35 protein-coding genes and 1 pseudogene are annotated in these 22,116 nt (G+C 41.9%); all 36 read right to left on the reverse strand.

Annotation, left to right across the window (positions count from 1 at the left end; translation table 11 throughout):
- A partial coding sequence (locus tag FB379_RS18790) for a hypothetical protein (RefSeq protein ID WP_242009322.1) occupies positions 1 to 84 on the reverse strand: 84 nt, incomplete at its 3' end.
- A gap of 184 nt (positions 85 to 268) precedes the next feature.
- Positions 269 to 658 carry a 30S ribosomal protein S11 gene (rpsK, locus tag FB379_RS10525; protein ID WP_063387183.1) on the reverse strand — a complete coding sequence of 130 codons (390 nt, stop codon included), beginning with the start codon at positions 656 to 658 and terminating at the stop codon, positions 269 to 271.
- Positions 659 to 678: 20 nt separating this feature from the next.
- A complete protein-coding gene (gene rpsM / locus FB379_RS10530) occupies positions 679 to 1,044 on the reverse strand; it encodes a 30S ribosomal protein S13 (protein WP_063387182.1) in 366 nt (121 codons plus the stop codon).
- 23 nt (positions 1,045 to 1,067) lie between these two features.
- Positions 1,068 to 1,181: a 50S ribosomal protein L36 gene (rpmJ, locus tag FB379_RS10535; protein WP_003156543.1), complete on the reverse strand. Its 114-nt coding sequence runs from the start codon at positions 1,179 to 1,181 to the stop codon at positions 1,068 to 1,070.
- Positions 1,182 to 1,216: 35 nt separating this feature from the next.
- Positions 1,217 to 1,435 (reverse strand): translation initiation factor IF-1, encoded by a 219-nt coding sequence (gene infA, locus FB379_RS10540; protein WP_003178377.1) that lies wholly within the window; start codon positions 1,433 to 1,435, stop codon positions 1,217 to 1,219.
- A pseudogene (locus FB379_RS10545) lies at positions 1,413 to 1,753 on the reverse strand (KOW motif-containing protein). The gene infA and the pseudogene FB379_RS10545 overlap by 23 nt, the downstream one beginning before the upstream one ends.
- Before the next feature lie 9 nt (positions 1,754 to 1,762).
- Entirely contained in the window at positions 1,763 to 2,509 is a 747-nt protein-coding gene (gene map / locus FB379_RS10550) for a type I methionyl aminopeptidase (protein WP_117017136.1), read from the reverse strand.
- The gene (locus FB379_RS10555) at positions 2,506 to 3,159 is read right to left on the reverse strand and encodes an adenylate kinase (protein WP_117017137.1); all 654 of its coding nucleotides are present in this window, start codon (positions 3,157 to 3,159) and stop codon (positions 2,506 to 2,508) included. The genes map and FB379_RS10555 overlap by 4 nt, the downstream gene beginning before the upstream one ends.
- Before the next feature lie 58 nt (positions 3,160 to 3,217).
- Positions 3,218 to 4,510, reverse strand: coding sequence for a preprotein translocase subunit SecY (gene secY, locus FB379_RS10560; RefSeq protein ID WP_063387178.1), 1,293 nt, complete (start codon positions 4,508 to 4,510; stop codon positions 3,218 to 3,220).
- Positions 4,510 to 4,950, reverse strand: a complete 441-nt coding sequence (rplO, locus tag FB379_RS10565; protein ID WP_063387177.1) for a 50S ribosomal protein L15 — start codon at positions 4,948 to 4,950, stop codon at positions 4,510 to 4,512. Before rplO ends, secY begins: the two co-directional genes overlap by 1 nt.
- A gap of 23 nt (positions 4,951 to 4,973) precedes the next feature.
- Positions 4,974 to 5,156, reverse strand: a complete 183-nt coding sequence (gene rpmD, locus FB379_RS10570; RefSeq protein WP_063387176.1) for a 50S ribosomal protein L30 — start codon at positions 5,154 to 5,156, stop codon at positions 4,974 to 4,976.
- 13 nt (positions 5,157 to 5,169) lie between these two features.
- On the reverse strand, positions 5,170 to 5,670 hold the full coding sequence (rpsE, locus tag FB379_RS10575; protein ID WP_063387175.1) for a 30S ribosomal protein S5: 501 nt from the start codon (positions 5,668 to 5,670) through the stop codon (positions 5,170 to 5,172).
- Between the two features lie 21 nt (positions 5,671 to 5,691).
- Entirely contained in the window at positions 5,692 to 6,054 is a 363-nt protein-coding gene (gene rplR, locus FB379_RS10580; RefSeq protein ID WP_063387174.1) for a 50S ribosomal protein L18, read from the reverse strand.
- 31 nt (positions 6,055 to 6,085) lie between these two features.
- The gene (gene rplF / locus FB379_RS10585) at positions 6,086 to 6,622 is read right to left on the reverse strand and encodes a 50S ribosomal protein L6 (protein ID WP_063387173.1); all 537 of its coding nucleotides are present in this window, start codon (positions 6,620 to 6,622) and stop codon (positions 6,086 to 6,088) included.
- Positions 6,623 to 6,651: 29 nt separating this feature from the next.
- Complete coding sequence (rpsH, locus tag FB379_RS10590; protein ID WP_063387172.1) at positions 6,652 to 7,050, reverse strand: 30S ribosomal protein S8; 399 nt, start codon at positions 7,048 to 7,050, stop codon at positions 6,652 to 6,654.
- Between the two features lie 30 nt (positions 7,051 to 7,080).
- Positions 7,081 to 7,266 carry a type Z 30S ribosomal protein S14 gene (locus FB379_RS10595; protein WP_063387171.1) on the reverse strand — a complete coding sequence of 62 codons (186 nt, stop codon included), beginning with the start codon at positions 7,264 to 7,266 and terminating at the stop codon, positions 7,081 to 7,083.
- A gap of 20 nt (positions 7,267 to 7,286) precedes the next feature.
- Positions 7,287 to 7,832, reverse strand: a complete 546-nt coding sequence (rplE, locus tag FB379_RS10600) for a 50S ribosomal protein L5 (protein ID WP_063387170.1) — start codon at positions 7,830 to 7,832, stop codon at positions 7,287 to 7,289.
- A gap of 20 nt (positions 7,833 to 7,852) precedes the next feature.
- Complete coding sequence (rplX, locus tag FB379_RS10605; RefSeq protein WP_063387169.1) at positions 7,853 to 8,164, reverse strand: 50S ribosomal protein L24; 312 nt, start codon at positions 8,162 to 8,164, stop codon at positions 7,853 to 7,855.
- Positions 8,165 to 8,199: 35 nt separating this feature from the next.
- Positions 8,200 to 8,568, reverse strand: a complete 369-nt coding sequence (gene rplN, locus FB379_RS10610) for a 50S ribosomal protein L14 (protein ID WP_063387168.1) — start codon at positions 8,566 to 8,568, stop codon at positions 8,200 to 8,202.
- 41 nt (positions 8,569 to 8,609) lie between these two features.
- The gene (gene rpsQ, locus FB379_RS10615; protein WP_063387167.1) at positions 8,610 to 8,873 is read right to left on the reverse strand and encodes a 30S ribosomal protein S17; all 264 of its coding nucleotides are present in this window, start codon (positions 8,871 to 8,873) and stop codon (positions 8,610 to 8,612) included.
- A 21-nt stretch (positions 8,874 to 8,894) separates the two neighbouring features.
- Positions 8,895 to 9,095, reverse strand: a complete 201-nt coding sequence (gene rpmC / locus FB379_RS10620; RefSeq protein ID WP_063387166.1) for a 50S ribosomal protein L29 — start codon at positions 9,093 to 9,095, stop codon at positions 8,895 to 8,897.
- Positions 9,085 to 9,519, reverse strand: a complete 435-nt coding sequence (gene rplP, locus FB379_RS10625; protein WP_063387165.1) for a 50S ribosomal protein L16 — start codon at positions 9,517 to 9,519, stop codon at positions 9,085 to 9,087. Before rplP ends, rpmC begins: the two co-directional genes overlap by 11 nt.
- 2 nt (positions 9,520 to 9,521) lie before the next feature.
- Complete coding sequence (gene rpsC, locus FB379_RS10630; protein WP_063387164.1) at positions 9,522 to 10,178, reverse strand: 30S ribosomal protein S3; 657 nt, start codon at positions 10,176 to 10,178, stop codon at positions 9,522 to 9,524.
- Positions 10,179 to 10,181: 3 nt separating this feature from the next.
- Complete coding sequence (gene rplV / locus FB379_RS10635) at positions 10,182 to 10,523, reverse strand: 50S ribosomal protein L22 (RefSeq protein ID WP_063387163.1); 342 nt, start codon at positions 10,521 to 10,523, stop codon at positions 10,182 to 10,184.
- 20 nt (positions 10,524 to 10,543) lie between these two features.
- Positions 10,544 to 10,822 (reverse strand): 30S ribosomal protein S19, encoded by a 279-nt coding sequence (gene rpsS / locus FB379_RS10640; protein ID WP_063387162.1) that lies wholly within the window; start codon positions 10,820 to 10,822, stop codon positions 10,544 to 10,546.
- A 57-nt stretch (positions 10,823 to 10,879) separates the two neighbouring features.
- Positions 10,880 to 11,710, reverse strand: coding sequence for a 50S ribosomal protein L2 (gene rplB / locus FB379_RS10645; protein ID WP_063387161.1), 831 nt, complete (start codon positions 11,708 to 11,710; stop codon positions 10,880 to 10,882).
- Between the two features lie 27 nt (positions 11,711 to 11,737).
- On the reverse strand, positions 11,738 to 12,025 hold the full coding sequence (rplW, locus tag FB379_RS10650; protein ID WP_063387160.1) for a 50S ribosomal protein L23: 288 nt from the start codon (positions 12,023 to 12,025) through the stop codon (positions 11,738 to 11,740).
- On the reverse strand, positions 12,025 to 12,648 hold the full coding sequence (gene rplD, locus FB379_RS10655; RefSeq protein ID WP_144597965.1) for a 50S ribosomal protein L4: 624 nt from the start codon (positions 12,646 to 12,648) through the stop codon (positions 12,025 to 12,027). The genes rplW and rplD overlap by 1 nt, the downstream gene beginning before the upstream one ends.
- 28 nt (positions 12,649 to 12,676) lie before the next feature.
- Positions 12,677 to 13,306 carry a 50S ribosomal protein L3 gene (gene rplC, locus FB379_RS10660; RefSeq protein WP_063387158.1) on the reverse strand — a complete coding sequence of 210 codons (630 nt, stop codon included), beginning with the start codon at positions 13,304 to 13,306 and terminating at the stop codon, positions 12,677 to 12,679.
- Positions 13,307 to 13,345: 39 nt separating this feature from the next.
- A complete protein-coding gene (gene rpsJ, locus FB379_RS10665; protein ID WP_063387157.1) occupies positions 13,346 to 13,654 on the reverse strand; it encodes a 30S ribosomal protein S10 in 309 nt (102 codons plus the stop codon).
- 272 nt (positions 13,655 to 13,926) lie between these two features.
- Positions 13,927 to 15,114, reverse strand: coding sequence for an elongation factor Tu (gene tuf, locus FB379_RS10670; protein WP_063387156.1), 1,188 nt, complete (start codon positions 15,112 to 15,114; stop codon positions 13,927 to 13,929).
- 131 nt (positions 15,115 to 15,245) lie between these two features.
- Positions 15,246 to 17,324, reverse strand: coding sequence for an elongation factor G (fusA, locus tag FB379_RS10675; RefSeq protein ID WP_066247907.1), 2,079 nt, complete (start codon positions 17,322 to 17,324; stop codon positions 15,246 to 15,248).
- A 47-nt stretch (positions 17,325 to 17,371) separates the two neighbouring features.
- Positions 17,372 to 17,842, reverse strand: a complete 471-nt coding sequence (gene rpsG / locus FB379_RS10680) for a 30S ribosomal protein S7 (RefSeq protein WP_063387154.1) — start codon at positions 17,840 to 17,842, stop codon at positions 17,372 to 17,374.
- A 42-nt stretch (positions 17,843 to 17,884) separates the two neighbouring features.
- Positions 17,885 to 18,298: a 30S ribosomal protein S12 gene (gene rpsL, locus FB379_RS10685; RefSeq protein ID WP_063387153.1), complete on the reverse strand. Its 414-nt coding sequence runs from the start codon at positions 18,296 to 18,298 to the stop codon at positions 17,885 to 17,887.
- A 101-nt stretch (positions 18,299 to 18,399) separates the two neighbouring features.
- The gene (locus tag FB379_RS10690) at positions 18,400 to 18,648 is read right to left on the reverse strand and encodes a 50S ribosomal protein L7ae-like protein (RefSeq protein ID WP_063387152.1); all 249 of its coding nucleotides are present in this window, start codon (positions 18,646 to 18,648) and stop codon (positions 18,400 to 18,402) included.
- 111 nt (positions 18,649 to 18,759) lie between these two features.
- Positions 18,760 to 22,116: DNA-directed RNA polymerase subunit beta' (rpoC, locus tag FB379_RS10695; protein WP_144597985.1), on the reverse strand; the 3,357-nt coding region annotated here is incomplete at its 5' end.

Consider the following 22,116-nt stretch of genomic DNA (forward strand, 5'->3'; position numbering starts at 1 on the left):
AAGTGGCTCGACAACGAATTTCCCATATTTCGCGTCATCACTGAATTCAACCGTTTCGATTTTTGGTTTTTCAATTTCAATCATTCTAAATAAAACCCTCCTTCAAAACGTCGAAACCCCGGCTAGACAAAGAAGAGAAAACGCGTCTAACCGAAATTCCCCAATCATAAAGTCCCGAATGTGCACAAACAACATCTTAATAAATGCTAGAATCTATAACTGTATCATAACCCATTATTGACAGGGTTACAAAATATATACAGATAAATTACACACGACGACGTTTTGGCGGACGGCATCCATTATGTGGAACAGGTGTGACGTCTTTAATAGATGTCACTTCAAGACCTGCTGCTTGAAGAGCACGAATCGCAGCTTCGCGGCCTGCGCCAGGTCCTTTTACAGAAACCTCTAATGATTTCATTCCGTGCTCCATAGAAGCTTTAGCAGCTGCTTCAGCTGCCATCTGTGCAGCAAACGGAGTTGACTTACGAGAACCTTTAAATCCTAATGCACCGGCACTTGACCAAGCAATTGCATTGCCGTGCACATCAGTAATAGTGACAATCGTGTTGTTAAAGGTTGATCGAATATGTGCGATGCCTGTCTCAATATTCTTTTTTACGCGGCGTTTGCGAGTATTTGTTTTACGAGCCATTTACAGTTAACCTCCTTTACTTATTTTTTCTTGTTAGCAACCGTACGGCGCGGTCCTTTACGAGTACGTGCGTTGTTTTTCGTATTTTGGCCTCGAACAGGCAAACCACGGCGATGTCGGATACCACGGTAGCAGCCAATTTCAATGAGACGCTTAATGTTTAGAGAAACTTCCCGTCGAAGATCTCCTTCCACTTTATAAGTGTCGACAATGTCACGGATTCTTCCTAATTCTTCTTCTGTTAAATCACGAACACGAGTATCTTCGGAAACTCCAGCTTCAGCTAATATTTTTTGAGCTGTTGAACGACCGATTCCGTAAATATAAGTTAAAGAAATGACAATGCGTTTATCGCGTGGAATATCTACACCAGCAATACGCGCCATAATATGAGCACCTCCTTCAAAAATTAACCTTGTTTTTGTTTATGTTTTGGATTTTCGCAAATAACCATAACTTTTCCTTTTCTGCGAATGACTTTACATTTTTCGCATATAGGTTTCACTGATGGTCTTACTTTCATGTTTATCCAACCTCCTTAATAATCCGGAGTGCAAATTATTTATATCGATACGTAATTCTTCCGCGGGTTAAATCATATGGTGATAATTCAACCGTTACTTTATCACCCGGCAAAATACGAATAAAATGCATTCTAATTTTTCCAGAAACATGAGCCAGCACGGTATGACCATTTTCCAACTCTACTTTAAACATCGCGTTAGGCAACGTCTCAACAACGGTACCCTCTACTTCAATGACATCGTCTTTCGCCATTCAATTGTCTCCCTTCCTCAAATCAGTAACTTGTTCATTGACAAATCGGCTTATTGCATATCGAAGTTTGCCATTTGTCACACGGCCAGTTTCCAATATACTGTTCTGAACTTCCGGAGATACGCAATCAAAAAATTCAAGATGATGGATGTTTTTTTTCTTTGGAGAATGAAACTTTCGCTTTTCTCCATCGGCAATCAATACGAATCGATCATCGAGAATTTTCACGACAATCGCATATTTGCCAGCTTCTCTCCCTTTCGTAATCAAGACAAACTGACCTATTTGCGGACTCGACTCAGGATCACTCACGCACATCACCTTCACTTAGGGTGTTGTTAAGATTTCATAACCTGTATCAGTAATGGCAATTGTATGTTCAAAATGAGCACACATTTTGCCATCTACAGTCACGACAGTCCAATTATCAGCTAACGTTCTGACATAACGGCTTCCCGCATTGACCATAGGCTCAATCGCTAAAACCATACCGGGCTTCAGCCTTGGCCCTTTGTTCGGTGGACCATAATGCGGAATTTGAGGATCCTCATGCAAGTCTTGCCCTACGCCATGACCTACGTATTCACGAACAATGGAAAAACCGTGAGATTCGACGTAAACTTGAATGGCATGAGAAATGTTCGAAAGTCTTCCCCCTGGTTTTGCTTCTTCTAATCCTTTATATAAAGATTCTTTTGTAACATCAAGCAATTTCTGTGTTTCTTCGGAAATTGTACCGACAGGATAAGTCCATGCAGAGTCCCCGTGATAGCCGTTGTATTTCGCACCAATGTCAATACTAATAATATCTCCATCACGCAATACACGGTCTCCAGGTATTCCGTGAACAAGCTCTTCATTCACGGAAGTGCAAATACTGCCGCGAAAACCATTATACCCTTTAAATGAGGGGATTGCATCATGTTCACGTATAAACTTTTCAGCAATACTGTCCAGTTCTTTTGTTGTAATACCAGGCTGAATATATTTCTGGAGCTCTTGGTGAGTTAAAGCAACAATCCGTCCAGCCTCGCGCATAATTTCAATTTCGCGCTTTGTTTTGCAAATAATCATTCACCCAAGCCTCCAAGCAAGTTGCAAATATCTTCAAATACTTTGTTAATCTCTTGCTGACCGTCAATATTTTTCAAATAGCCTTTAGATTTATAGAAATCAAGCAGCGGTTTCGACTGCTTCAAATTCACTTCCAAACGGTTTCCAACGGTTTCAGCGTTATCATCAGCTCGTTGATATAAATTTCCTCCGCACTTATCACAAATTCCTTCTTCTTTTGGCGGATTGAATACAAGATGGTACGTTGCACCGCAATTTTTGCAAATTCTTCGTCCTGTTAGCCGTTCCATTAAAATTTCTTGGTCAACATGAATGTTGATAACATAATCAATTTCTTTATTAAGCTCTTTTAAAATTTGCTCCAAAGCCTCCGCTTGAGCAACGGTGCGCGGAAAACCATCCAATAAAAAGCCTTTATCAGTATCATTCTTGCCTAATCTTTCCCGAACAATACCAATCGTAACTTCATCCGGCACTAATTCGCCTTTATCCATATAAGACTTCGCTTGTAACCCTAACTCGGTTCCATCTTTTATAGCTGCTCTGAACATATCTCCTGTTGAAATATGCGGGATGTTGTATTTTTCAACAATTTTTTCAGCCTGTGTTCCTTTTCCTGCCCCAGGCAGCCCCATTAATACTAAATTCATGGACTCTCCCCCTCAAACGCTTTTCGAGGGAATGGGACATTCATCGCCCCACAACCTCTTATTTCATAAAACCTTTGTAATGACGTTTGACAAGCTGGCTCTCAAGCTGCTTCATAGTTTCCAAAGCGACACCGACAACGATCAAGAGACTTGTTCCACCTATTTGTGCTGAAGAAGGCAAGTCAGCAAATTTTATAAAAAAGACAGGAAGTATTGAGACAACTGCTAGAAAAATAGAACCGACAAATGTTAAACGGTATAAAATTTTCGTTACGTACTCTTGTGTACTTTTTCCTGGTCTTATACCCGGTATATAGCCGCCTTGCTTCTGCAAATTTTCAGCCATTTGCTCCGGGTTCACTTGAACAAATGTATAGAAATAAGCGAAAGCGATAATTAATGCAACGTAGATGATCATCCCGATAGGTTGCGTGTAATCAAATGTTTTTTGAATCCATCTTGTTACATCATTTGGTCCAAAGAACGATGCAATCGTAGTGGGGGTAACAATAAACGATACTGCAAAAATGACTGGAATGACTCCAGCAGAGTTAACCTTCAATGGGAGATGCGTTGAATGTCCCCCAACCGGACTTCTACCTGCAAGCCGCTTTGCATACTGAATCGGAATTTTTCGGAATGCTTGTTGAACGAAAATAACAGCTACAACAACTAATAAAACGGCAAGAACAAGCAAAACGACAGTTACAATTCTTAAAAATAGCTGATCGCCAACATCCGCAAATTGTTGAGCATAAATTTGGTTTACTGCCGTTGGAATGCCGGCAGCAATCCCAGCAAAGATAATAATAGAAATACCGTTCCCAACGCCTTTTGCGGTAATTTGCTCACCAAGCCACATTAAAAAGGCTGTTCCCGCAGTTAAAACAAGTGCGATCAACAAATAGTTTCCAATGCCAGGGTTTATGATTAACAGACCGCCGGCCATATTATTAAAGCCATATGACATTGCCAGCGCTTGAATAAATCCTAAAATAATTGTTAAATAACGCGTGAATTGGGCAAGCTTTCTGCGGCCTACTTCACCCTGCTTCGACCACTCTGTAAATTTCGGTACAACGTCCATTTGCAGAAGCTGAACAATGATTGAAGCAGTAATGTAAGGCATAATCCCCATTGCTAAAATGGAGAAGTTTTGCAATGCCCCGCCTCCAAAAATGTTCAAAACGCCAAATACGTTCAATTGGTCTTGTGCTTTTAGTACGTCTGCGTTCACACCCGGGACAGGGATAAAAGTGCCGATCCGGAAAATTACCAGCATAAGAAGGGTGAACAAGATTCGATTGCGAATGTCACCCACGCGCATAAAATTGGAGATTGCCTTGAACATTAAATCACCTCAGCAGAACCGCCGGCGGCTTCAATTGCCTCTTTTGCTGAAGCAGAAAATTTGTGTGCTTTAACCGTTAATTTTTTCTCTAATTTACCGTCTCCAAGCACTTTAATACCTGCTTTCAGTTTGCTTACAACACCTGTTTCCAAAAGAAGCTCTGGAGTAATTTCCGTACCGTCTTCAAAACGATTCAATTTGTCCAAGTTCACAACTTGATATTCTTTGCGGTTAATGTTTGTAAACCCACGTTTTGGCAAACGACGGAATAGAGGAGTTTGACCGCCTTCAAATCCAGGCCGAACTCCACCGCCAGATCGGGCATTTTGTCCTTTTTGACCACGTCCAGCAGTTTTTCCATTACCTGAACCAATACCGCGACCAACACGATTCCGCTCTTTACGAGAACCTTCTGCCGGTTTTAATTCATGAAGCTTCATAACCTTGGCACCTCCTTATTTGATTATTGTTCTTCCACTTTCACGAGATGTGACACTTTATTGATCATTCCGCGAATTGCCGGATTGTCATTATGAACAACTGTTTGATGCAATTTCCGCAAGCCTAATGTTTTAACGGTTATTCTTTGGTCTTCAGGACGACCAATTACACTCTTTTTGAGGGTAATCGCCAATTTTTTTGCCATTGTCTTTCCCTCCTTATCCTAACAGTTCTTCAACCGTTTTTCCACGAAGTTTAGCAACATCTTCTACACGCTTCAGCTGCTTTAACCCGTCAACTGTTGCCCGAACCATATTAATCGGTGTATTGGAGCCTAAAGATTTAGATAAGATATCGTGAACACCTGCTAATTCAAGTACTGCACGGACAGGTCCTCCAGCGATAACCCCCGTACCTTCAACAGCAGGTTTCAAGAGAATCTTTCCTGCACCGAATTTACCGATTACTTCGTGTGGAATGGACGTACCTACAATTGGTACTTCAATTAAGTTTTTCTTTGCATCTTCAATTGCTTTGCGGATAGCATCAGGAACTTCTTGCGCTTTACCAGTTCCGAAACCTACATGACCGTTTTTGTCTCCGACAACAACAAGAGCAGCAAAACGGAAACGACGGCCACCTTTTACTACTTTTGCAACACGGTTTACGGTAACAACACGTTCTTCAAGTTCAAGTTTGCTTGGATCAATACGACGCATCACTTTTCCCTCCTTTGTCGATTAAAATTCAAGGCCAACTTCGCGAGCTGCATCAGCTAAAGCCTTCACACGTCCATGATATAAATATCCACCACGGTCAAACACAACAGATTTAATACCTTTTTCAAGCGCACGTTTTGCAACAAGTTCGCCGACCTTTTGAGCAGCTTCTACATTCCCAGTTGATTCCAAGTTAAGCTCTTTATCCAAAGTAGAAGCACTCACAAGCGTTTGGTGATTTGTATCATCAATCACTTGAGCATAAATGTGCTTGTTGGAGCGGTATACATTTAAACGCGGGCGAGCGGCTGTACCGGAAACCTTTGAACGCACGCGTGCATGTCTAGTTTTGCGAACCGCATTTTTACTAGGTTTTGTAATCATCTACGTCACTCCTTTCTTTCTTTATGCGGCATTACTTAGCAGTCTTACCTTCTTTGCGGCGCACATATTCTCCTTCATAGCGGATGCCTTTTCCTTTATATGGTTCAGGCGGACGAACCGCACGAATGTTTGCAGCGACTGCGCCAACACGCTCTTTATCTGTACCTTTAACGACGATTTTTGTTTGAGAAGGAACGTCGATTTCAATGCCTTGTTCAGGTTCATATTCGACTGGATGAGAGTATCCGACATTCAATACTAGTTTCTTTCCTGATTTTGATGCACGGTATCCGACCCCGATCAGTTCTAAACTTTTTTCAAAGCCTTTGGAAACACCTTCAACCATATTGGCAAGAAGGCTGCGAGTCGTCCCGTGAAGAGCACGGTGCTCTTTATTGTCAGATGGACGAGTAACAGTTAATACTTGATCTTCAACTTTTATATCCATATCTGGATGAAATGTACGGGTTAATTCTCCTTTTGGTCCTTTTACTGTTACTGTATTTCCATTAATCGTAACAGTGACACCTGAAGGAATTTCAAGCGGTTTTTTCCCTACACGTGACATGAATGACACCTCCATTTCGTGTTAAAAAATTACCAAACGTATGCGAGCACTTCTCCGCCTGTTTGCTTCGCGCGCGCTTCTTTATCAGTTAAAACGCCTTGAGAAGTCGAAACGATTGCTATTCCTAATCCATTCAACACACGTGGCACTTCATTAGCTTTTGCATAAACGCGCAAGCCTGGTTTGCTGATTCGTTTAAGGCCAGTTATAACACGTTCGTTGTTAGGCCCGTACTTTAAGAAAATGCGCAAAATACCTTGTTTATTATCTTCAATATATTCATAATCGCGAATAAACCCTTCACGCTTTAAAATTTCAGCAATTTCCCGTTTAATTTTGGAAGCAGGAACTTCCAGTTTTTCATGACGAACCATGTTCGCATTGCGAATGCGAGTAAGCATATCTGCAATAGGATCTGTCATCACCATTATAAATAACCTCCTTCCCATTTATCGATACTACCAACTAGCTTTTTTCACGCCAGGGATCTGACCTTTGTAAGCAAGTTCACGGAAACAAATACGGCAAAGCTTAAATTTGCGGATGACTGCATGCGGACGGCCGCAGCGTTCACAGCGTGTGTATTCACGCACTTTAAATTTTTGCTTGCGTTTTTGTTTCGCAATCATTGACTTTTTAGCCACATTTTCGCCTCCAATCTAAATTAGCGATTATTTTGGAACGGCATGCCGAACAGAGTTAATAGCTCGCGAGCCTCTTCATCGGTTTTTGCTGTTGTAACGATTACGATATCCATACCTCTTACTTTATTTACTTTATCGTAATCAATTTCTGGGAAAATAAGTTGTTCTCTAATACCAAGCGTATAATTGCCGCGGCCATCAAATGATTTTTTAGATACACCACGGAAGTCGCGCACACGTGGTAAAGAAACGGAAATCAATTTGTCAAAGAAATCGTACATACGCTCTCCACGAAGCGTAACTTTGCAGCCGATCGGCATTCCTTCACGAAGCCGGAAGCCGGCAATGGATTTTTTCGCACGAGTCACTACAGGTTTTTGACCAGAAATGAGAGTTAATTCTTCAACAGCACTGTCCAGCGCTTTCGCATTTTGGACTGCATCACCGACGCCCATATTGATGACAATTTTTTCGATTTTAGGAACTTGCATAACAGATTTATAGTTAAACTTGTTCATTAGTGCAGGTATGATTTCTTTTACGTATTTTTCTTTAAGGCGGTTCATAAATAGACCTCCCTTCCAAATTATTTATCTAAAATTTCACCTGATTTTTTTGCTACACGCACCTTTTTGCCGTCCACAATTTTATAACCGACACGAGTCGGTTCACCTGTTTTTGGATCTAATGGCATTACATTTGATACATGAATAGGCGCTTCTTTACTGATAATTCCGCCTTGTGGATTATCTTGAGAAGGCTTCGCATGTTTTTTCACGATGTTCACGCCTTCCACAAGCACGCGGTTCTTTTTCGGATATGCTGCAAGGATCACGCCTTGTTTTCCTTTATCTTTTCCGGCGATCACCATTACTTTGTCACCCTTCTTAACATGCATCGATTACACACCTCCTTGGTAAGCCAAACTCATAATTAAAGTACTTCTGGAGCAAGAGAAACGATTTTCATAAAGTTTTTATCGCGAAGTTCACGCGCAACCGGTCCAAAAATACGAGTACCTCTCGGGCTTTTGTCTTCGCGGATGATGACGCATGCGTTTTCGTCAAAACGAATGTACGAACCGTCAGGACGGCGCACACCACGTTTTGTACGCACAACAACAGCTTTTACTACATCACCTTTTTTAACAACGCCTCCTGGTGTTGCTTGTTTAACCGTACCGACAATAATATCACCGATATTTGCTGTTTTACGACCAGATCCGCCAAGAACTTTAATTGTTAACAATTCACGTGCACCAGAGTTATCAGCAACTTTTAAACGAGATTCTTGTTGAATCATGTTCGTGACCTCCCTTCGGAATTTTTTTCATCCGAACCAAATTAAATAATAACTGCTTCTTCTACAATTTCAACTAAACGGAAACGTTTTGTTGCAGATAGCGGGCGAGTTTCCATAATGCGAACGATATCGCCGACTTTCGCTTTGTTTTGCTCATCATGAGCTTTGAACTTTTTAGAATATTTCACGCGTTTTCCATAAAGCGGGTGTTTTTTATAAGTTTCAACAAGAACAGTGATGGTCTTATCCATTTTATCCGACACGACGCGTCCAGTATAAACTTTGCGCTTGTTGCGTTCACTCATTTGGCAAACCTCCTCTCACGATTATTTGTTTGCAGCAATTTCTCTTTCGCGAATAATAGTTTTCATTCTAGCAATCGTTTTGCGTACTTCACGGATGCGGGCAGTATTTTCAAGCTGACCAGTCGCAAGCTGGAAGCGCAAGTTGAACAATTCTTCTTTTAAAGATTTCACTTTTTGTTCAATTTCGGCAGTGGTTAGATCACGAATTTCTTTAGCTTTCATTTGATTCACCACCAATTTCTTCACGTTTTACAAATTTTGTTTTGATTGGTAATTTATGAGATGCAAGACGCAGTGCTTCACGTGCAACTTCTTCAGAAACACCCGCAACCTCGAACAATACTTTACCCGGCTTCACTACAGCAACCCAGCCTTCAGGTGCCCCTTTACCGGAACCCATCCGTACTTCTAAAGGTTTAGCCGTGTATGGTTTAGACGGGAAAATTTTAATCCAAACTTTTCCGCCACGTCTCATATAACGCGTCATCGCGATACGTGCTGCTTCAATTTGTCTGTTGGTGATCCAAGCAGGCTCAAGAGCTTGAATGCCATATTCACCGAAATGAACTTCAGTGCCGCCTTTTGCACGTCCGCGCATTTTCCCGCGATGTTCTCTACGATATTTTACGCGTTTAGGCATTAACATAATTATTTGCCTCCTTCCTCATTGTTCTTTTTAGCTGGAAGAACTTCTCCACGATAAATCCAAACTTTTACGCCCAATTTTCCGTACGTTGTATCCGCTTCTGCAGTTCCGTAATCGATGTCTGCACGAAGAGTATGAAGCGGTACCGTTCCTTCACTGTAATGTTCAGAACGTGCGATATCTGCACCACCAAGACGGCCGGATACCATTGTTTTAATACCTAATGCACCTGCGCGCATTGCACGTTGGATCGCTTGTTTTTGAACACGACGGAACGAAGCGCGGTTTTCTAGCTGACGTGCAATATTTTCCGCAACAAGTTTTGCATCTAAATCAGCTTTTTTAATTTCTAAAATATTAATGTGCACACGTTTGCCAGTTAGTTGGTTCAAAGCCTTTCTTAAAGCTTCGACCTCTGTACCACCTTTACCGATAACCATTCCTGGCTTAGCTGTGTGGATAGTGATATTTAAACGGTTTGCCGCACGTTCAATTTCAATGCGGGAAACGGATGCATCGCTTAAACGTTTATTAATGTATTCACGAATTTTGAGGTCTTCATGTAACAGGTCTGCATAATCTTTTTCTGCATACCATTTCGATTCCCAATCACGAATGATGCCAATTCGAAGACCGACTGGATTTACCTTTTGACCCACTAATTATCCCTCCTTTTTTTCCGAAACAATGATCGTAATATGGCTTGTGCGTTTGTTGATTTGGCTCGCTCTACCTTGTGCACGTGGTCTAAAGCGTTTCAAAGTTGGTCCTTCATCAACATAAGCCTTTTCAATATATAAATTGTTTCCGTCCATGTCATAGTTATGCTCTGCATTTGCAACAGCCGATTTTAACACTTTTTCAATAATTGGTGAAGCAGCTTTAGGTGTATGGCGAAGAATGGCAATTGCCTCACCAACTTGCTTTCCTCGGATCAAGTCAATAACTAAACGAGCTTTACGAGGAGCAATTCGTACTGTTCTCGCAACAGCTTTAGCCTGCATCCTAAAATCCTCCTCTCATATTAGCGTTTTGTCTTCTTGTCATCGCCGGCATGGCCTCTGTAAGTACGAGTTGGAGCAAACTCTCCAAGCTTATGTCCTACCATGTCTTCAGTAATGTATACCGGAACATGTTTTCTTCCATCATAGACCGCAATGGTATGACCGATGAAAGATGGGAAAATAGTTGAACGGCGAGACCAAGTTTTGATGACTTGTTTGCTTCCAGTTTCATTTAATTTTTCGATTTTTTTCATTAAATGATCATCGCAGAATGGTCCTTTTTTTAAGCTACGACCCATAATGTTACCTCCCTTCGTGATTGCGCTACGGTTCTGATGAACCGTAGAACAACCCCGTTATTTTTTACGACGGCGAACGATAAATTTATCGGATTTGTTTTTCTTTTTGCGAGTTTTAAACCCAAGAGTCGGTTTACCCCAAGGCGTCATAGGAGATTTACGACCAATAGGTGCTTTTCCTTCTCCCCCACCGTGCGGGTGATCGCTAGGGTTCATAACAGATCCGCGAACTGTTGGACGTTTGCCTAACCAGCGGGAACGTCCTGCTTTACCAATATTAATTAATTCATGCTGCTCATTCCCTACTTGGCCGACAGTGGCACGGCAAGTTGCCAAAATCATGCGGACCTCACCAGAAGCTAAACGAACTAATACATATTTTCCTTCTTTACCAAGCACTTGAGCTGAAGTACCTGCAGAACGAACCAATTGTCCGCCTTTTCCTGGTTTTAATTCGATGTTATGAATGACAGTACCTACTGGGATATTTTGAAGAGGAAGTGCGTTTCCAACTTTAATATCAGCTGTAGGTCCTGACATTACTTCCATTCCTACTTTTAAGTTTTTAGGAGCCAGAATATAGCGTTTTTCTCCGTCAACATAGTTAATTAATGCAATGTTTGCGGAGCGGTTTGGATCGTACTCAATAGTAGCAACGCGTCCTGGTATTCCATCTTTATCGCGCTTAAAATCAATAATACGATATTGACGTTTATGGCCTCCGCCTTGATGACGAACAGTTAGCTTACCTTGGTTGTTGCGTCCTGCTTTTTTATGAAGCGGAGCAAGCAACGACTTTTCCGGCTTGTCAGTAGTGATTTCAGCAAAATCAGATACTGTCATGCCGCGGCGACCGTTAGAGGTTGGTTTATATTTTTTAATCGCCATCTCAGTTTCCCTCCTTCACTTTCAAAATTATGCTTCGAACAATTCGATTTCTTTGCTGTCTGCCGTTAATTTCACGATTGCTTTTTTACGGCGATTTGTCAAACCGCTGAACCGGCCAACACGTTTAAGTTTCCCTTTGTAATTCATAATGTTGACTTTTTCAACTTTGACATCGAAAATTTTTTCAATAGCGTCCTTCACTTCTGTTTTGTTTGCTTTCACATCTACTTCAAATGTATATTTTTTGTCAGCTACTAGATCCATTGAACGTTCAGTGATGATGGGGCGCTTAATAATATCTCGAGGATCCTTCATTATCCAAGCACCTCCTCTACTTTTTCCACCGCTGCTTTTGTAATAACAAGTTTATCATGGTTCAACACATCCAGCACGTTGATTCCATTAGCCGTAACAACTGTTACACCTGGAATATTGCGTGCAGACAGGATTACATTTTCGTTTTCGTCTCCTGTTACAATCAGCGCTTTTCGGTCAACGGAAAGCCCTTTGAGAATTCCAGCCATTTCTTTCGTTTTTGGAGCTTCCAACACTAAATCTTCTAATACAACAATATTGTTCTCTTGAACTTTAGAAGATAAAGCTGATTTGATTGCTAAGCGGCGGACTTTTTTCGGTAATTTGTATGCATATGTGCGAGGTGTTGGTCCAAATACTGTTCCACCTCCGCGCCATTGAGGTGAACGGATGGATCCCTGACGTGCGCGTCCTGTACCTTTTTGACGCCATGGCTTACGGCCACCGCCACTAACTTCAGAACGGTTTTTTACTTTATGAGTGCCTTGTCTTTGAGAAGCTCTTTGCATAATGACAGCTTCAAATAATACGTGTTTATTCGGCTCAATACCAAAAACAGAATCATTTAATTCGATTTCGCCAACTGCTGATCCGTTTTGGTTATATAACGTAACTTTCGGCATTTTTCCGTTTCCTCCTTTCCTGTTGAAATTACTTCGCTTTTACTGCAGATTTAATAATAACTAATGATTTTTTCGGTCCCGGAACATTCCCTTTGATTAAAAGAAGATTGCGTTCAGCATCTACTTTTACAACTTCAAGATTTTGAACGGTTACGCGTTCACCGCCCATTCTTCCAGGAAGTTCTTTTGATTTAAAAACACGGTTTGGTGCAATGGCTCCCATTGAACCAGGACGACGGTGGTACCGTGAACCGTGAGACATTGGGCCACGTGATTGTCCGTGACGTTTAATCGCACCTTGAAATCCTTTCCCTTTAGAAATACCTGTCACATCAACAAGTTCCCCAGCAGAAAAAATGTCTACTTTAACCTCTTGACCAATTTCATACTCGTCTACATTTGCACCTCTAACTTCACGAATGAAGCGCTTAGGAGCAGTATTTGCTTTTGCAGCGTGACCTTTTTCTGGCTTGTTTGCAAGCTTTTCACGCTTGTCTTCAAAACCTAGTTGAATCGCATCGTAGCCGTCTGTTTCAACAGTCTTCTTTTGAAGAACGACGTTTGGGGATGCTTCAACTACAGTAACAGGAATTAATTCACCGTTTTCTGCAAATACTTGCGTCATTCCAATTTTTCTTCCTAAGATTCCTTTGGTCATGAGTCACACCTCCTAAATTTCAAATGTTTTAATCTATCGTTACAGTTTAATTTCAATGTCTACACCAGAAGGCAAATCTAAACGCATTAACGCATCAACCGTTTGCGGTGTAGGGTTGACAATATCGATTAAACGTTTATGTGTACGCATTTCAAATTGTTCACGAGAATCTTTATATTTGTGCACTGCTCGAAGAATTGTATAAACTGTTTTTTCAGTCGGTAGCGGAATTGGACCAGAAACATTTGCTCCCGAACGTTTTGCAGTTTCTACAATTTTTTCGGCAGATTGATCAAGGATTCTGTGATCATACGCTTTTAATCGAATTCGAATTTTTTGTTTTGCCATTATTTTCCCTCCTTTTCGCCTACTTTCCATAGACAATTCTCCACGAGAATTTCCTGTACGCCCGCCATGGCAAAGCGGCCGGGTGTATCAGCAACCTCCCGCTTCATCGCAGTCAAAGACCAACGTTATACATTATATAAAAAACAGGTGTCTAATGCAAGAAAAATTCAGGATTTCCTATAAAATTTAGTGTTGTTTCTTTAAAAGTTAAAGCGTTGCAGACTTCATATTTATAATAAAAAAAGCGAGCCTATTCGACTCGCTTTTTTCAATTAGTCAAGGATAGCTGAAACAGATCCTGCACCTACAGTACGACCGCCTTCGCGGATAGAGAATTTCGTACCGTCTTCAATCGCAACTGGAGAAATGAGTTCAACAGTCATTTCAACGTTATCTCCAGGCATTACCATTTCTACGCCTTCTGGAAGAGTGATAATTCCAGTTACGTCTGTAGTACGGAAATAGAATTGTGGACGGTAGTTAGAGAAGAATGGAGTATGACGTCCACCTTCTTCTTTAGAAAGAACGTAAACTTGTGCTTTGAATTTTTTGTGCGGTGTGATAGAACCAGGTTTTGCTAAAACTTGACCGCGTTCTACTTCGTCACGTGCGATACCGCGAAGTAAAGCACCGATGTTGTCTCCAGCTTCAGCTTGATCAAGAAGCTTACGGAACATTTCAACACCAGTAACAGTTGTTTTCTTAGATTCTTCAGCTAAACCAACGATTTCTACTTCGTCACCAACTTTTACAACGCCGCGTTCTACACGACCAGTTGCAACTGTACCGCGACCAGTGATAGAGAATACGTCTTCAACAGGCATCATGAAAGGTTTTTCTGTATCGCGTTCTGGAGTTGGGATGTATTCGTCAACTGCGTTCATTAATTCAATGATTTTTTCTTCCCATTCAGCATCTCCTTCAAGTGCTTTAAGCGCAGAACCTTTGATAACAGGTACATCGTCGCCAGGGAAGTCATATTCAGAAAGAAGGTCACGAACTTCCATTTCAACTAGTTCTAATAATTCTTCGTCGTCTACCATGTCGCATTTGTTTAAGAATACAACGATGTAAGGCACACCTACTTGGCGAGATAAAAGAATGTGCTCACGAGTTTGCGGCATAGGACCGTCAGCAGCAGAAACAACTAGGATAGCGCCGTCCATTTGAGCAGCACCAGTGATCATGTTTTTAACATAGTCTGCGTGTCCAGGGCAGTCAACGTGTGCATAGTGGCGGTTGTCAGTTTCGTATTCTACGTGTGCAGTTGAAATCGTGATTCCGCGTTCACGCTCTTCTGGAGCACCGTCAATTTGATCATATGCACGAGCTTCAGCTTTACCTTGTTTTGCAAGAACAGTAGTAATAGCTGCAGTCAAAGTAGTTTTACCATGGTCAACGTGGCCGATTGTACCAATGTTAACATGTGGTTTAGAGCGTTCATATTTCGCTTTAGCCATAAGTAATTTTTCCTCCTTAAAAAAATATGTTTCATTTTAAATAAATATATAGAATACTTGGAGGCGGCGCAAGTGCATCCGCATCCAAGGGCTACATAAGTATTTATACTTGAACAATGGTTGAAAATCAATTATTCGCCTTTATTTTTTTTGATAATTTCTTCTGCAATGTTTTTAGGCACCTCTTCGTAATGATCGAAGTGCATCGTAAATGTACCGCGTCCTTGTGTATTGGAACGAAGTGCGGTTGCATAACCAAACATTTCAGCAAGTGGAACCATTGCTTTTACAACTTGTGCATTTCCACGTGCTTCCATTCCTTCCACACGTCCACGGCGTGAAGTGATATCACCCATGATGTCTCCCATGTACTCTTCAGGTACAATTACTTCAACTTTCATAATTGGCTCAAGGAGTACCGGGTTACATTTTTGAGCAGCATTTTTAAGGGCAAGTGAAGCGGCAATTTTAAACGCCATCTCACTTGAGTCAACATCGTGGTAAGACCCATCAAAAAGTTTAGCTTTAATGTCAATTAACGGATAGCCTGCAAGCACACCGTTTTGCATAGCATCTTCCAAACCAGCCTGAACCGCTGGGATGTACTCGCGTGGAACGACACCACCGACAATTGCGTTTTCGAATTCAAATCCTTTTCCTTCTTCATTTGGACTGAATTCGATCCAAACGTGACCGTATTGTCCGCGTCCGCCTGATTGACGTACGAATTTACCTTCAACTTGTGCGGATGAGCGGAATGTTTCGCGATACGCAACTTGTGGCGCACCGACATTACACTCAACTTTAAATTCACGTTTCATACGGTCAACGATAATGTCAAGGTGAAGTTCGCCCATACCGGCAATAATTGTTTGGCCAGTTTCCGGATCCGTATGCGATTTGAATGTTGGGTCTTCTTCAGATAGTTTTTGCAATGCTGTTGACATTTTGTCTTGGTCTGCTTTTGATTTTGGTTCAATCGCAACTCTGATAACAGGCTCTGGAAACTCCATCGATTCTAAAATAACCGGATGGTTTTCATCACATAGAGTATCTCCAGTTGTTGTATCTTTTAAACCAACTGCAGCAGCAATATCACCTGCATATACCATTGGAATTTCTTCGCGGTGATTCGCGTGCATTTGTAGAATACGTCCAATCCGCTCACGTTTACCTTTTGTGGAATTGGATACGTATGAACCGGAACTTAATGTTCCTGAATATACGCGGAAGAAAGTTAATTTTCCTACATATGGGTCTGTCATTACTTTAAACGCCAATGCAGCAAATGGTTCATCGTCGCTTGATTTGCGAACTGTTTCTTCCTCTGTATCAGGGATGACGCCTTTTATCGGTGGCACATCGATTGGCGATGGCAAGTAATCAATTACCGCATCCAGCATTAGCTGCACGCCTTTGTTTTTAAAAGCTGAGCCGCATAAAACAGGATAAAACTCAACGTTACAAGTACCTTTACGGATAGCTGCTTTCAGCTCGTCAACGGAAATTTCCTCTCCTTCAAGGTACTTCATCATCAATTCTTCATCAAGCTCTGCAACTGCTTCAATCAATCGAGTGTGCAGCTCTTCTGCTTGTTCTTTATACTCGTCTGGAATTTCACGAGCTTCCGAACGCGTACCTAGATCATCCAGATAGTAATATGCTTTCATTTCCACAAGGTCAATGATACCTTGAAATTGATCTTCTGCTCCAATCGGGAGCTGAATAGGGTGTGCGTTAGCCTCTAAGCGATCGTGAAGTGTTTTGACAGAGTATAAAAAGTCTGCGCCGATTTTATCCATTTTGTTAACAAATACAATGCGCGGCACTCCGTATGTTGTTGCTTGGCGCCAAACTGTTTCCGTTTGCGGCTCAACACCAGACTGAGCATCAAGAACTGCAACTGCTCCGTCTAGGACTCTCAAAGAACGTTCAACTTCAACCGTGAAGTCTACGTGCCCTGGCGTATCAATAATATTGATCCGATGTCCCTTCCATTGAGCTGTTGTAGCGGCAGATGTAATGGTAATACCGCGTTCTTGTTCTTGCTCCATCCAGTCCATTTGGGAAGCTCCTTCGTGAGTCTCCCCGATTTTGTGAATGCGGCCTGTATAGAACAAAATTCTCTCAGTTGTTGTCGTCTTACCAGCATCAATGTGCGCCATAATACCGATATTGCGAGTTTTTTCTAAGGAGAACTCTCTTGGCATCGGGTAATTTCTCCTTCCTTCATGGGTATTGATAAATATTATGTTTATTACCAGCGGTAATGTGCAAATGCTCTATTCGCTTCAGCCATTTTATGTGTATCTTCACGCTTTTTCACTGCCGCACCTGTGTTGTTTGCTGCGTCAATGATTTCAGCCGCAAGACGTTCTTCCATCGTTCTTTCACCACGAAGGCGGGCATAGTTTACTAACCAGCGAAGACCCAAAGTTGTGCGGCGTTCAGGACGAACCTCTACAGGTACTTGGTAGTTTGCGCCCCCTACACGGCGTGCACGAACTTCTAATACTGGCATAATATTTTTCAATGCCTGTTCAAACACTTCCATTGGATCTTTGCCAGTTCGTTCTCTTACGATATCAAATGCATTGTAAAGAATTTTTTGCGCTTTGCTTTTTTTACCGTCAATCATGATTTTATTAATCAGACGAGTTACTAATTTTGAATTGTAAATTGGATCTGGTAGTACGTCACGTTTTGGTACAGGTCCTTTACGTGGCATCACTAAATTCCTCCCTTCATTCTGTATTTATTATATTATCTTTTAGTTTTTAGGACGTTTCGTTCCATATTTGGAACGGCCTTGCTTACGGTTTTCAACTCCAGCTGTGTCAAGAGCTCCGCGTACGATATGATAGCGGACACCAGGCAAGTCTTTTACACGTCCGCCGCGGATTAGCACAACACTGTGCTCTTGCAGGTTATGTCCGATCCCCGGAATATAAGCTGTTACTTCAATTCCGTTTGACAAGCGGACACGTGCATATTTACGAAGAGCTGAGTTTGGTTTTTTAGGTGTCATTGTTCCAACACGTGTACATACTCCTCGTTTTTGCGGCGAAGATAAATTTGTTTGTTCTTTTTTGAAGCTGTTGTATCCTTTGTTTAACGCAGGAGATTTTGATTTTACTACTTTGCGCGTGCGGCCTTTTCGCACTAATTGGTTAATTGTAGGCATATACATTTCCTCCCTTCAAACGTTTTTTCAAACCCACACATCCAGGCGGTTCATAATTTGGTAAAAACAATTGTTTTTGCAGAAATCTACAAAAACAATGTTTATTTTATAATTGCAACAGCTGCCGCTCCAACTTCTATTCCGCAAGCTTTTCCGAGCTTCTTCATAGAATCGACCTTAATTAAAGGAACTTCTTTCTCTTCAGCCAGCTGAACCACTTTGTTTGTCACTTTCGGGTCAGCATCCACTGCAATGATAACTTCCTTTACAGTGTCATTTTTCAGAGCTTTCACTGTTTGCTTTGTACCAATAATAATCTTTTCAGCCTGTGCTACTTTTTCATAAGACATATTTCATATCCTCCAAAGTGACAGGTGATATTTACACACCTTGATAATATTAACATTGGAAAAGATGGATGTCAACTGTGCATTTTACGGCATCCATCTTTTCCCCGACAATTATTCAACCGAAATCGTTTCGTCAACGGATTTTTTATTCATGACCGGTTTTATTTTTCTATAGAGCTGCATTCCCGTTCCAGCCGGAACAAGCTTACCGATAATAACATTTTCCTTCAAGCCTAACAGTTCATCCCGTTTTCCTTTAATGGCCGCATCCGTTAATACGCGTGTTGTCTCTTGGAATGATGCGGCAGACAAGAAGGACTCCGTTTCAAGCGATGCCTTTGTAATACCGAGCAATACCGGACGTCCTGTTGCAGGGCGTTTTCCTTCCAAAAGCACCTTTTTATTTGCTTCTGTAAATTGATGAACGTCAAGGAGTGTTCCCGGCAGAACATCCGTATCGCCGGAATCGATGACACGGACTTTCCGCAGCATTTGCCGCACCATTACTTCAATATGCTTATCGCCGATTTCCACACCTTGCATTCTGTACACTTTTTGCACTTCACGAAGCAAATATTCTTGAACGGCTAAAATGTCTTTTACTTTCAACAATTCTTTTGGATCTATTGAACCTTCCGTAATTTCTTGGCCGCGCTCTACACGGTCCCCCACAGCTACTTTTAAGCGGGCGTTAAATGGCGCCGTGTATGTGCGTGTTTCCACTTCACCGCGGACGACAATTTCTTGCTGCTTATCTCTCACTTCATTAATTTCAGCAACTACCCCGTCAATTTCTGAAATAACCGCTTGCCCTTTTGGATTACGGGCTTCAAACAATTCTTGAACACGCGGCAAACCTTGGGTAATGTCGTCGCCGGCAACCCCACCGGTGTGGAAAGTACGCATCGTCAGCTGTGTACCCGGCTCTCCGATCGATTGAGCTGCGATAATTCCTACCGCTTCGCCTACTTCGACATCAGTGCCGGTAGCCAAGTTCCGTCCATAACATTTTTTACATACACCATGTCTTGTATTACATGTGAATGCAGAGCGAATCCAAACTTCTTCTATCCCTGCATTGATAATTTGAGCTGCTATGTCTTCGGTAATCATTTCATTTTCCCTGACAAGCACTTCGCCCGTTTCAGGATGAATAACCGATCTTCTTGCATATCGTCCGATAATCCGTTCCTCGAGTTTTTCGATAACTTCTGAACCGTCTTTCAGCGCTCTCGCTAAAATTCCTCTGTCTGTTCCGCAGTCTTCCTCACGAATAATCACATCTTGCGCAACATCTACAAGGCGGCGTGTTAAATAACCGGAGTCAGCAGTTTTTAATGCTGTATCTGCCAGACCTTTTCTGGCACCATGGGTCGAGATGAAGTATTCTAACACTGTCAAACCTTCTCTAAAACTCGATTTAATCGGAAGCTCAATAATTCGTCCAGCAGGGTTAGCCATCAGTCCGCGCATTCCCGCAAGCTGTGTGAAGTTAGATGCATTTCCGCGAGCTCCTGAATCGCTCATCATGAAAATCGGATTCCGCTTATCTAATGAATTCATCAGCTTGCTTTGAATGGTGTCTTTAGCAGCACTCCAAATAGAGATAACACGATCGTACCGCTCATCTTCAGTGATTAATCCGCGTCTGAATTGCTTCAAGACATTGTCAACTTTAGCTTGCGCCTCTTTTAAAATTGCTTCTTTTTCCGCCAACACAACAATATCAGAAACACCGATTGTAATTCCGGCTTTAGTCGAATATTTAAAGCCTAAATCTTTTAAGCGGTCAAGCATTTTCGATGTTTCAGTAATATGGAATCTCTTAAAGACTTCGGCAATAATTTTTCCTAAAATTCCTTTTTTAAATGGCGGAATGATTTCTTGGTTTTTAATGTGCTCCCGCACATCTACCTGTGCCGGATCAACAAAATATTTATCAGGCGTGCATTCTTGAATGTTCTTAGTTGACGGCTCATTAATATACGGGAACGAATTCGGCAGTATTTCGTTGAATATTAATTTTCCTACCGTTGTGATCAGAAGCTTTTTATTTTGTTCTTCTGTAAATGTTTCGTTCTTTAAGGAACCGGCATGTACTGCAATTCGTGTATGCAAATGTACATGGCCGTTTTGATAGGCAATGAGCGCCTCATCAGGATCTTTGAAAATTTTCCCTTCTCCGATCGCTCCTTCACGTTCCATTGTTAAGTAATAGTTCCCCAACACCATATCTTGTGAAGGCGTAACAACCGGTTTTCCGTCTTTCGGATTTAAAATGTTTTGAGCCGCAAGCATTAACAGCCTTGCTTCTGCTTGTGCTTCTGCCGATAACGGAACGTGAACAGCCATTTGGTCACCGTCGAAGTCAGCATTATAGGCTGTACATACCAACGGATGTAGACGAATGGCACGCCCTTCGACTAACGTCGGTTCGAACGCTTGGATTCCTAATCTGTGCAAAGTCGGTGCCCGGTTAAGCAGAACCGGATGTTCTTTAATGACTTCCTCCAACACATCCCAAACTTCAGGATGGACGCGTTCAATTTTCCGTTTGGCGCTTTTAATGTTATGTGCCAGCCCTTTTTCAACAAGCTCCTTCATGACAAAAGGCTTAAAGAGCTCAAGCGCCATTTCCTTTGGCAAACCGCATTGATACATTTTCAGATTTGGGCCGACAACGATAACGGAACGTCCAGAGTAGTCAACCCGTTTTCCTAACAGGTTTTGACGGAAGCGTCCTTGCTTTCCTTTCAGCATATGAGAGAGTGACTTCAGTGGACGATTTCCCGGTCCAGTAACTGGACGACCACGGCGTCCATTGTCAATAAGAGCGTCAACAGCCTCTTGAAGCATCCGTTTCTCATTTTGCACGATGATACTTGGCGCTCCAAGATCCAACAGTCTTTTTAAACGATTGTTTCGGTTAATAACACGGCGATACAAATCGTTCAAATCGGAAGTTGCAAAGCGTCCGCCATCCAATTGAACCATCGGCCGCAATTCAGGCGGAATGACAGGAAGTACATCCAACACCATCCATGAAGGGTCATTCCCGGAATTTCTGAATGCTTCCATCACTTCAAGGCGTTTAATCGCTCTTGTGCGCCGCTGGCCTTGAGAAGATTTAAGCTCTTCTTTTAACGCTTCTACTTCTTTATCAAGATTGATATCTTGCAATAATTTTTTAATTGCTTCCGCACCCATTGATGCTTGGAAGGCATTTCCGTATTTCTCGCGGTATGTGCGATACTCTTTTTCAGATAAAAGCTGTTTCTTTTCAAGTGGTGTGTCCCCAGGATCTGTCACGACGTAAGAGGCAAAATAAATAACTTCTTCCAATGCTCGAGGTGACATGTCAAGAACTAGTCCCATACGGCTTGGAATCCCTTTGAAATACCAAATATGAGAGACAGGAGCAGCAAGTTCGATATGCCCCATTCTCTCCCGACGCACTTTTGCTCGCGT

It is taken from the genome of Aeribacillus composti, assembly GCF_007827555.1.
Classification (GTDB): Bacteria; Bacillota; Bacilli; order Bacillales; family Aeribacillaceae; genus Aeribacillus; species Aeribacillus composti.

Coding starts and splice junctions, on each gene's coding strand:
- rplP (WP_063387165.1), bottom strand. CDS start 9,519: ATGTTAATGCCTAAACGCGTAAAATATCGTAGAGAACATCGCGGGAAA.
- rplW (WP_063387160.1), bottom strand. CDS start 12,025: ATGAAGGATCCTCGAGATATTATTAAGCGCCCCATCATCACTGAACGT.
- rpsJ (WP_063387157.1), bottom strand. CDS start 13,654: ATGGCAAAACAAAAAATTCGAATTCGATTAAAAGCGTATGATCACAGA.
- fusA (WP_066247907.1), bottom strand. CDS start 17,324: ATGCCAAGAGAGTTCTCCTTAGAAAAAACTCGCAATATCGGTATTATG.
- secY (WP_063387178.1), bottom strand. CDS start 4,510: ATGTTCAAGGCAATCTCCAATTTTATGCGCGTGGGTGACATTCGCAAT.
- rpsG (WP_063387154.1), bottom strand. CDS start 17,842: ATGCCACGTAAAGGACCTGTACCAAAACGTGACGTACTACCAGATCCA.
- rpmJ (WP_003156543.1), bottom strand. CDS start 1,181: ATGAAAGTAAGACCATCAGTGAAACCTATATGCGAAAAATGTAAAGTC.
- rplE (WP_063387170.1), bottom strand. CDS start 7,832: ATGAACCGCCTTAAAGAAAAATACGTAAAAGAAATCATACCTGCACTA.
- rpmD (WP_063387176.1), bottom strand. CDS start 5,156: ATGGCAAAAAAATTGGCGATTACCCTCAAAAAGAGTGTAATTGGTCGT.
- map (WP_117017136.1), bottom strand. CDS start 2,509: ATGATTATTTGCAAAACAAAGCGCGAAATTGAAATTATGCGCGAGGCT.
- rplX (WP_063387169.1), bottom strand. CDS start 8,164: ATGCATGTTAAGAAGGGTGACAAAGTAATGGTGATCGCCGGAAAAGAT.
- rpmC (WP_063387166.1), bottom strand. CDS start 9,095: ATGAAAGCTAAAGAAATTCGTGATCTAACCACTGCCGAAATTGAACAA.
- rpsE (WP_063387175.1), bottom strand. CDS start 5,670: ATGCGTCGTATTGATCCAAGCAAACTTGAACTTGAAGAACGTGTTGTT.
- rpsQ (WP_063387167.1), bottom strand. CDS start 8,873: ATGAGTGAACGCAACAAGCGCAAAGTTTATACTGGACGCGTCGTGTCG.
- rplN (WP_063387168.1), bottom strand. CDS start 8,568: ATGATTCAACAAGAATCTCGTTTAAAAGTTGCTGATAACTCTGGTGCA.
- rplO (WP_063387177.1), bottom strand. CDS start 4,950: ATGAAGCTTCATGAATTAAAACCGGCAGAAGGTTCTCGTAAAGAGCGG.
- rplF (WP_063387173.1), bottom strand. CDS start 6,622: ATGTCACGTGTAGGGAAAAAACCGCTTGAAATTCCTTCAGGTGTCACT.
- rplV (WP_063387163.1), bottom strand. CDS start 10,523: ATGCAGGCTAAAGCTGTTGCGAGAACAGTACGAATTGCTCCTCGTAAA.
- rplC (WP_063387158.1), bottom strand. CDS start 13,306: ATGACCAAAGGAATCTTAGGAAGAAAAATTGGAATGACGCAAGTATTT.
- tuf (WP_063387156.1), bottom strand. CDS start 15,114: ATGGCTAAAGCGAAATATGAACGCTCTAAACCACATGTTAACATTGGT.
- rpsK (WP_063387183.1), bottom strand. CDS start 658: ATGGCTCGTAAAACAAATACTCGCAAACGCCGCGTAAAAAAGAATATT.
- FB379_RS10690 (WP_063387152.1), bottom strand. CDS start 18,648: ATGTCTTATGAAAAAGTAGCACAGGCTGAAAAGATTATTATTGGTACA.
- rpsM (WP_063387182.1), bottom strand. CDS start 1,044: ATGGCGCGTATTGCTGGTGTAGATATTCCACGCGATAAACGCATTGTC.
- rpsS (WP_063387162.1), bottom strand. CDS start 10,822: ATGGGTCGTAGCTTAAAAAAAGGACCATTCTGCGATGATCATTTAATG.
- infA (WP_003178377.1), bottom strand. CDS start 1,435: ATGGCGAAAGACGATGTCATTGAAGTAGAGGGTACCGTTGTTGAGACG.
- rplB (WP_063387161.1), bottom strand. CDS start 11,710: ATGGCGATTAAAAAATATAAACCAACCTCTAACGGTCGCCGCGGCATG.
- rpsH (WP_063387172.1), bottom strand. CDS start 7,050: ATGGTGATGACAGATCCTATTGCAGATATGCTTACTCGCATTCGCAAT.
- rplD (WP_144597965.1), bottom strand. CDS start 12,648: ATGCCGAAAGTTACGTTATATAACCAAAACGGATCAGCAGTTGGCGAA.
- FB379_RS10555 (WP_117017137.1), bottom strand. CDS start 3,159: ATGAATTTAGTATTAATGGGGCTGCCTGGGGCAGGAAAAGGAACACAG.
- rpsL (WP_063387153.1), bottom strand. CDS start 18,298: ATGCCTACAATTAACCAATTAGTGCGAAAAGGCCGCACGCGCAAAGTA.
- rplR (WP_063387174.1), bottom strand. CDS start 6,054: ATGATTACAAAACCTAGTAAAAATGCGGTTCGCAAAACTAGACATGCA.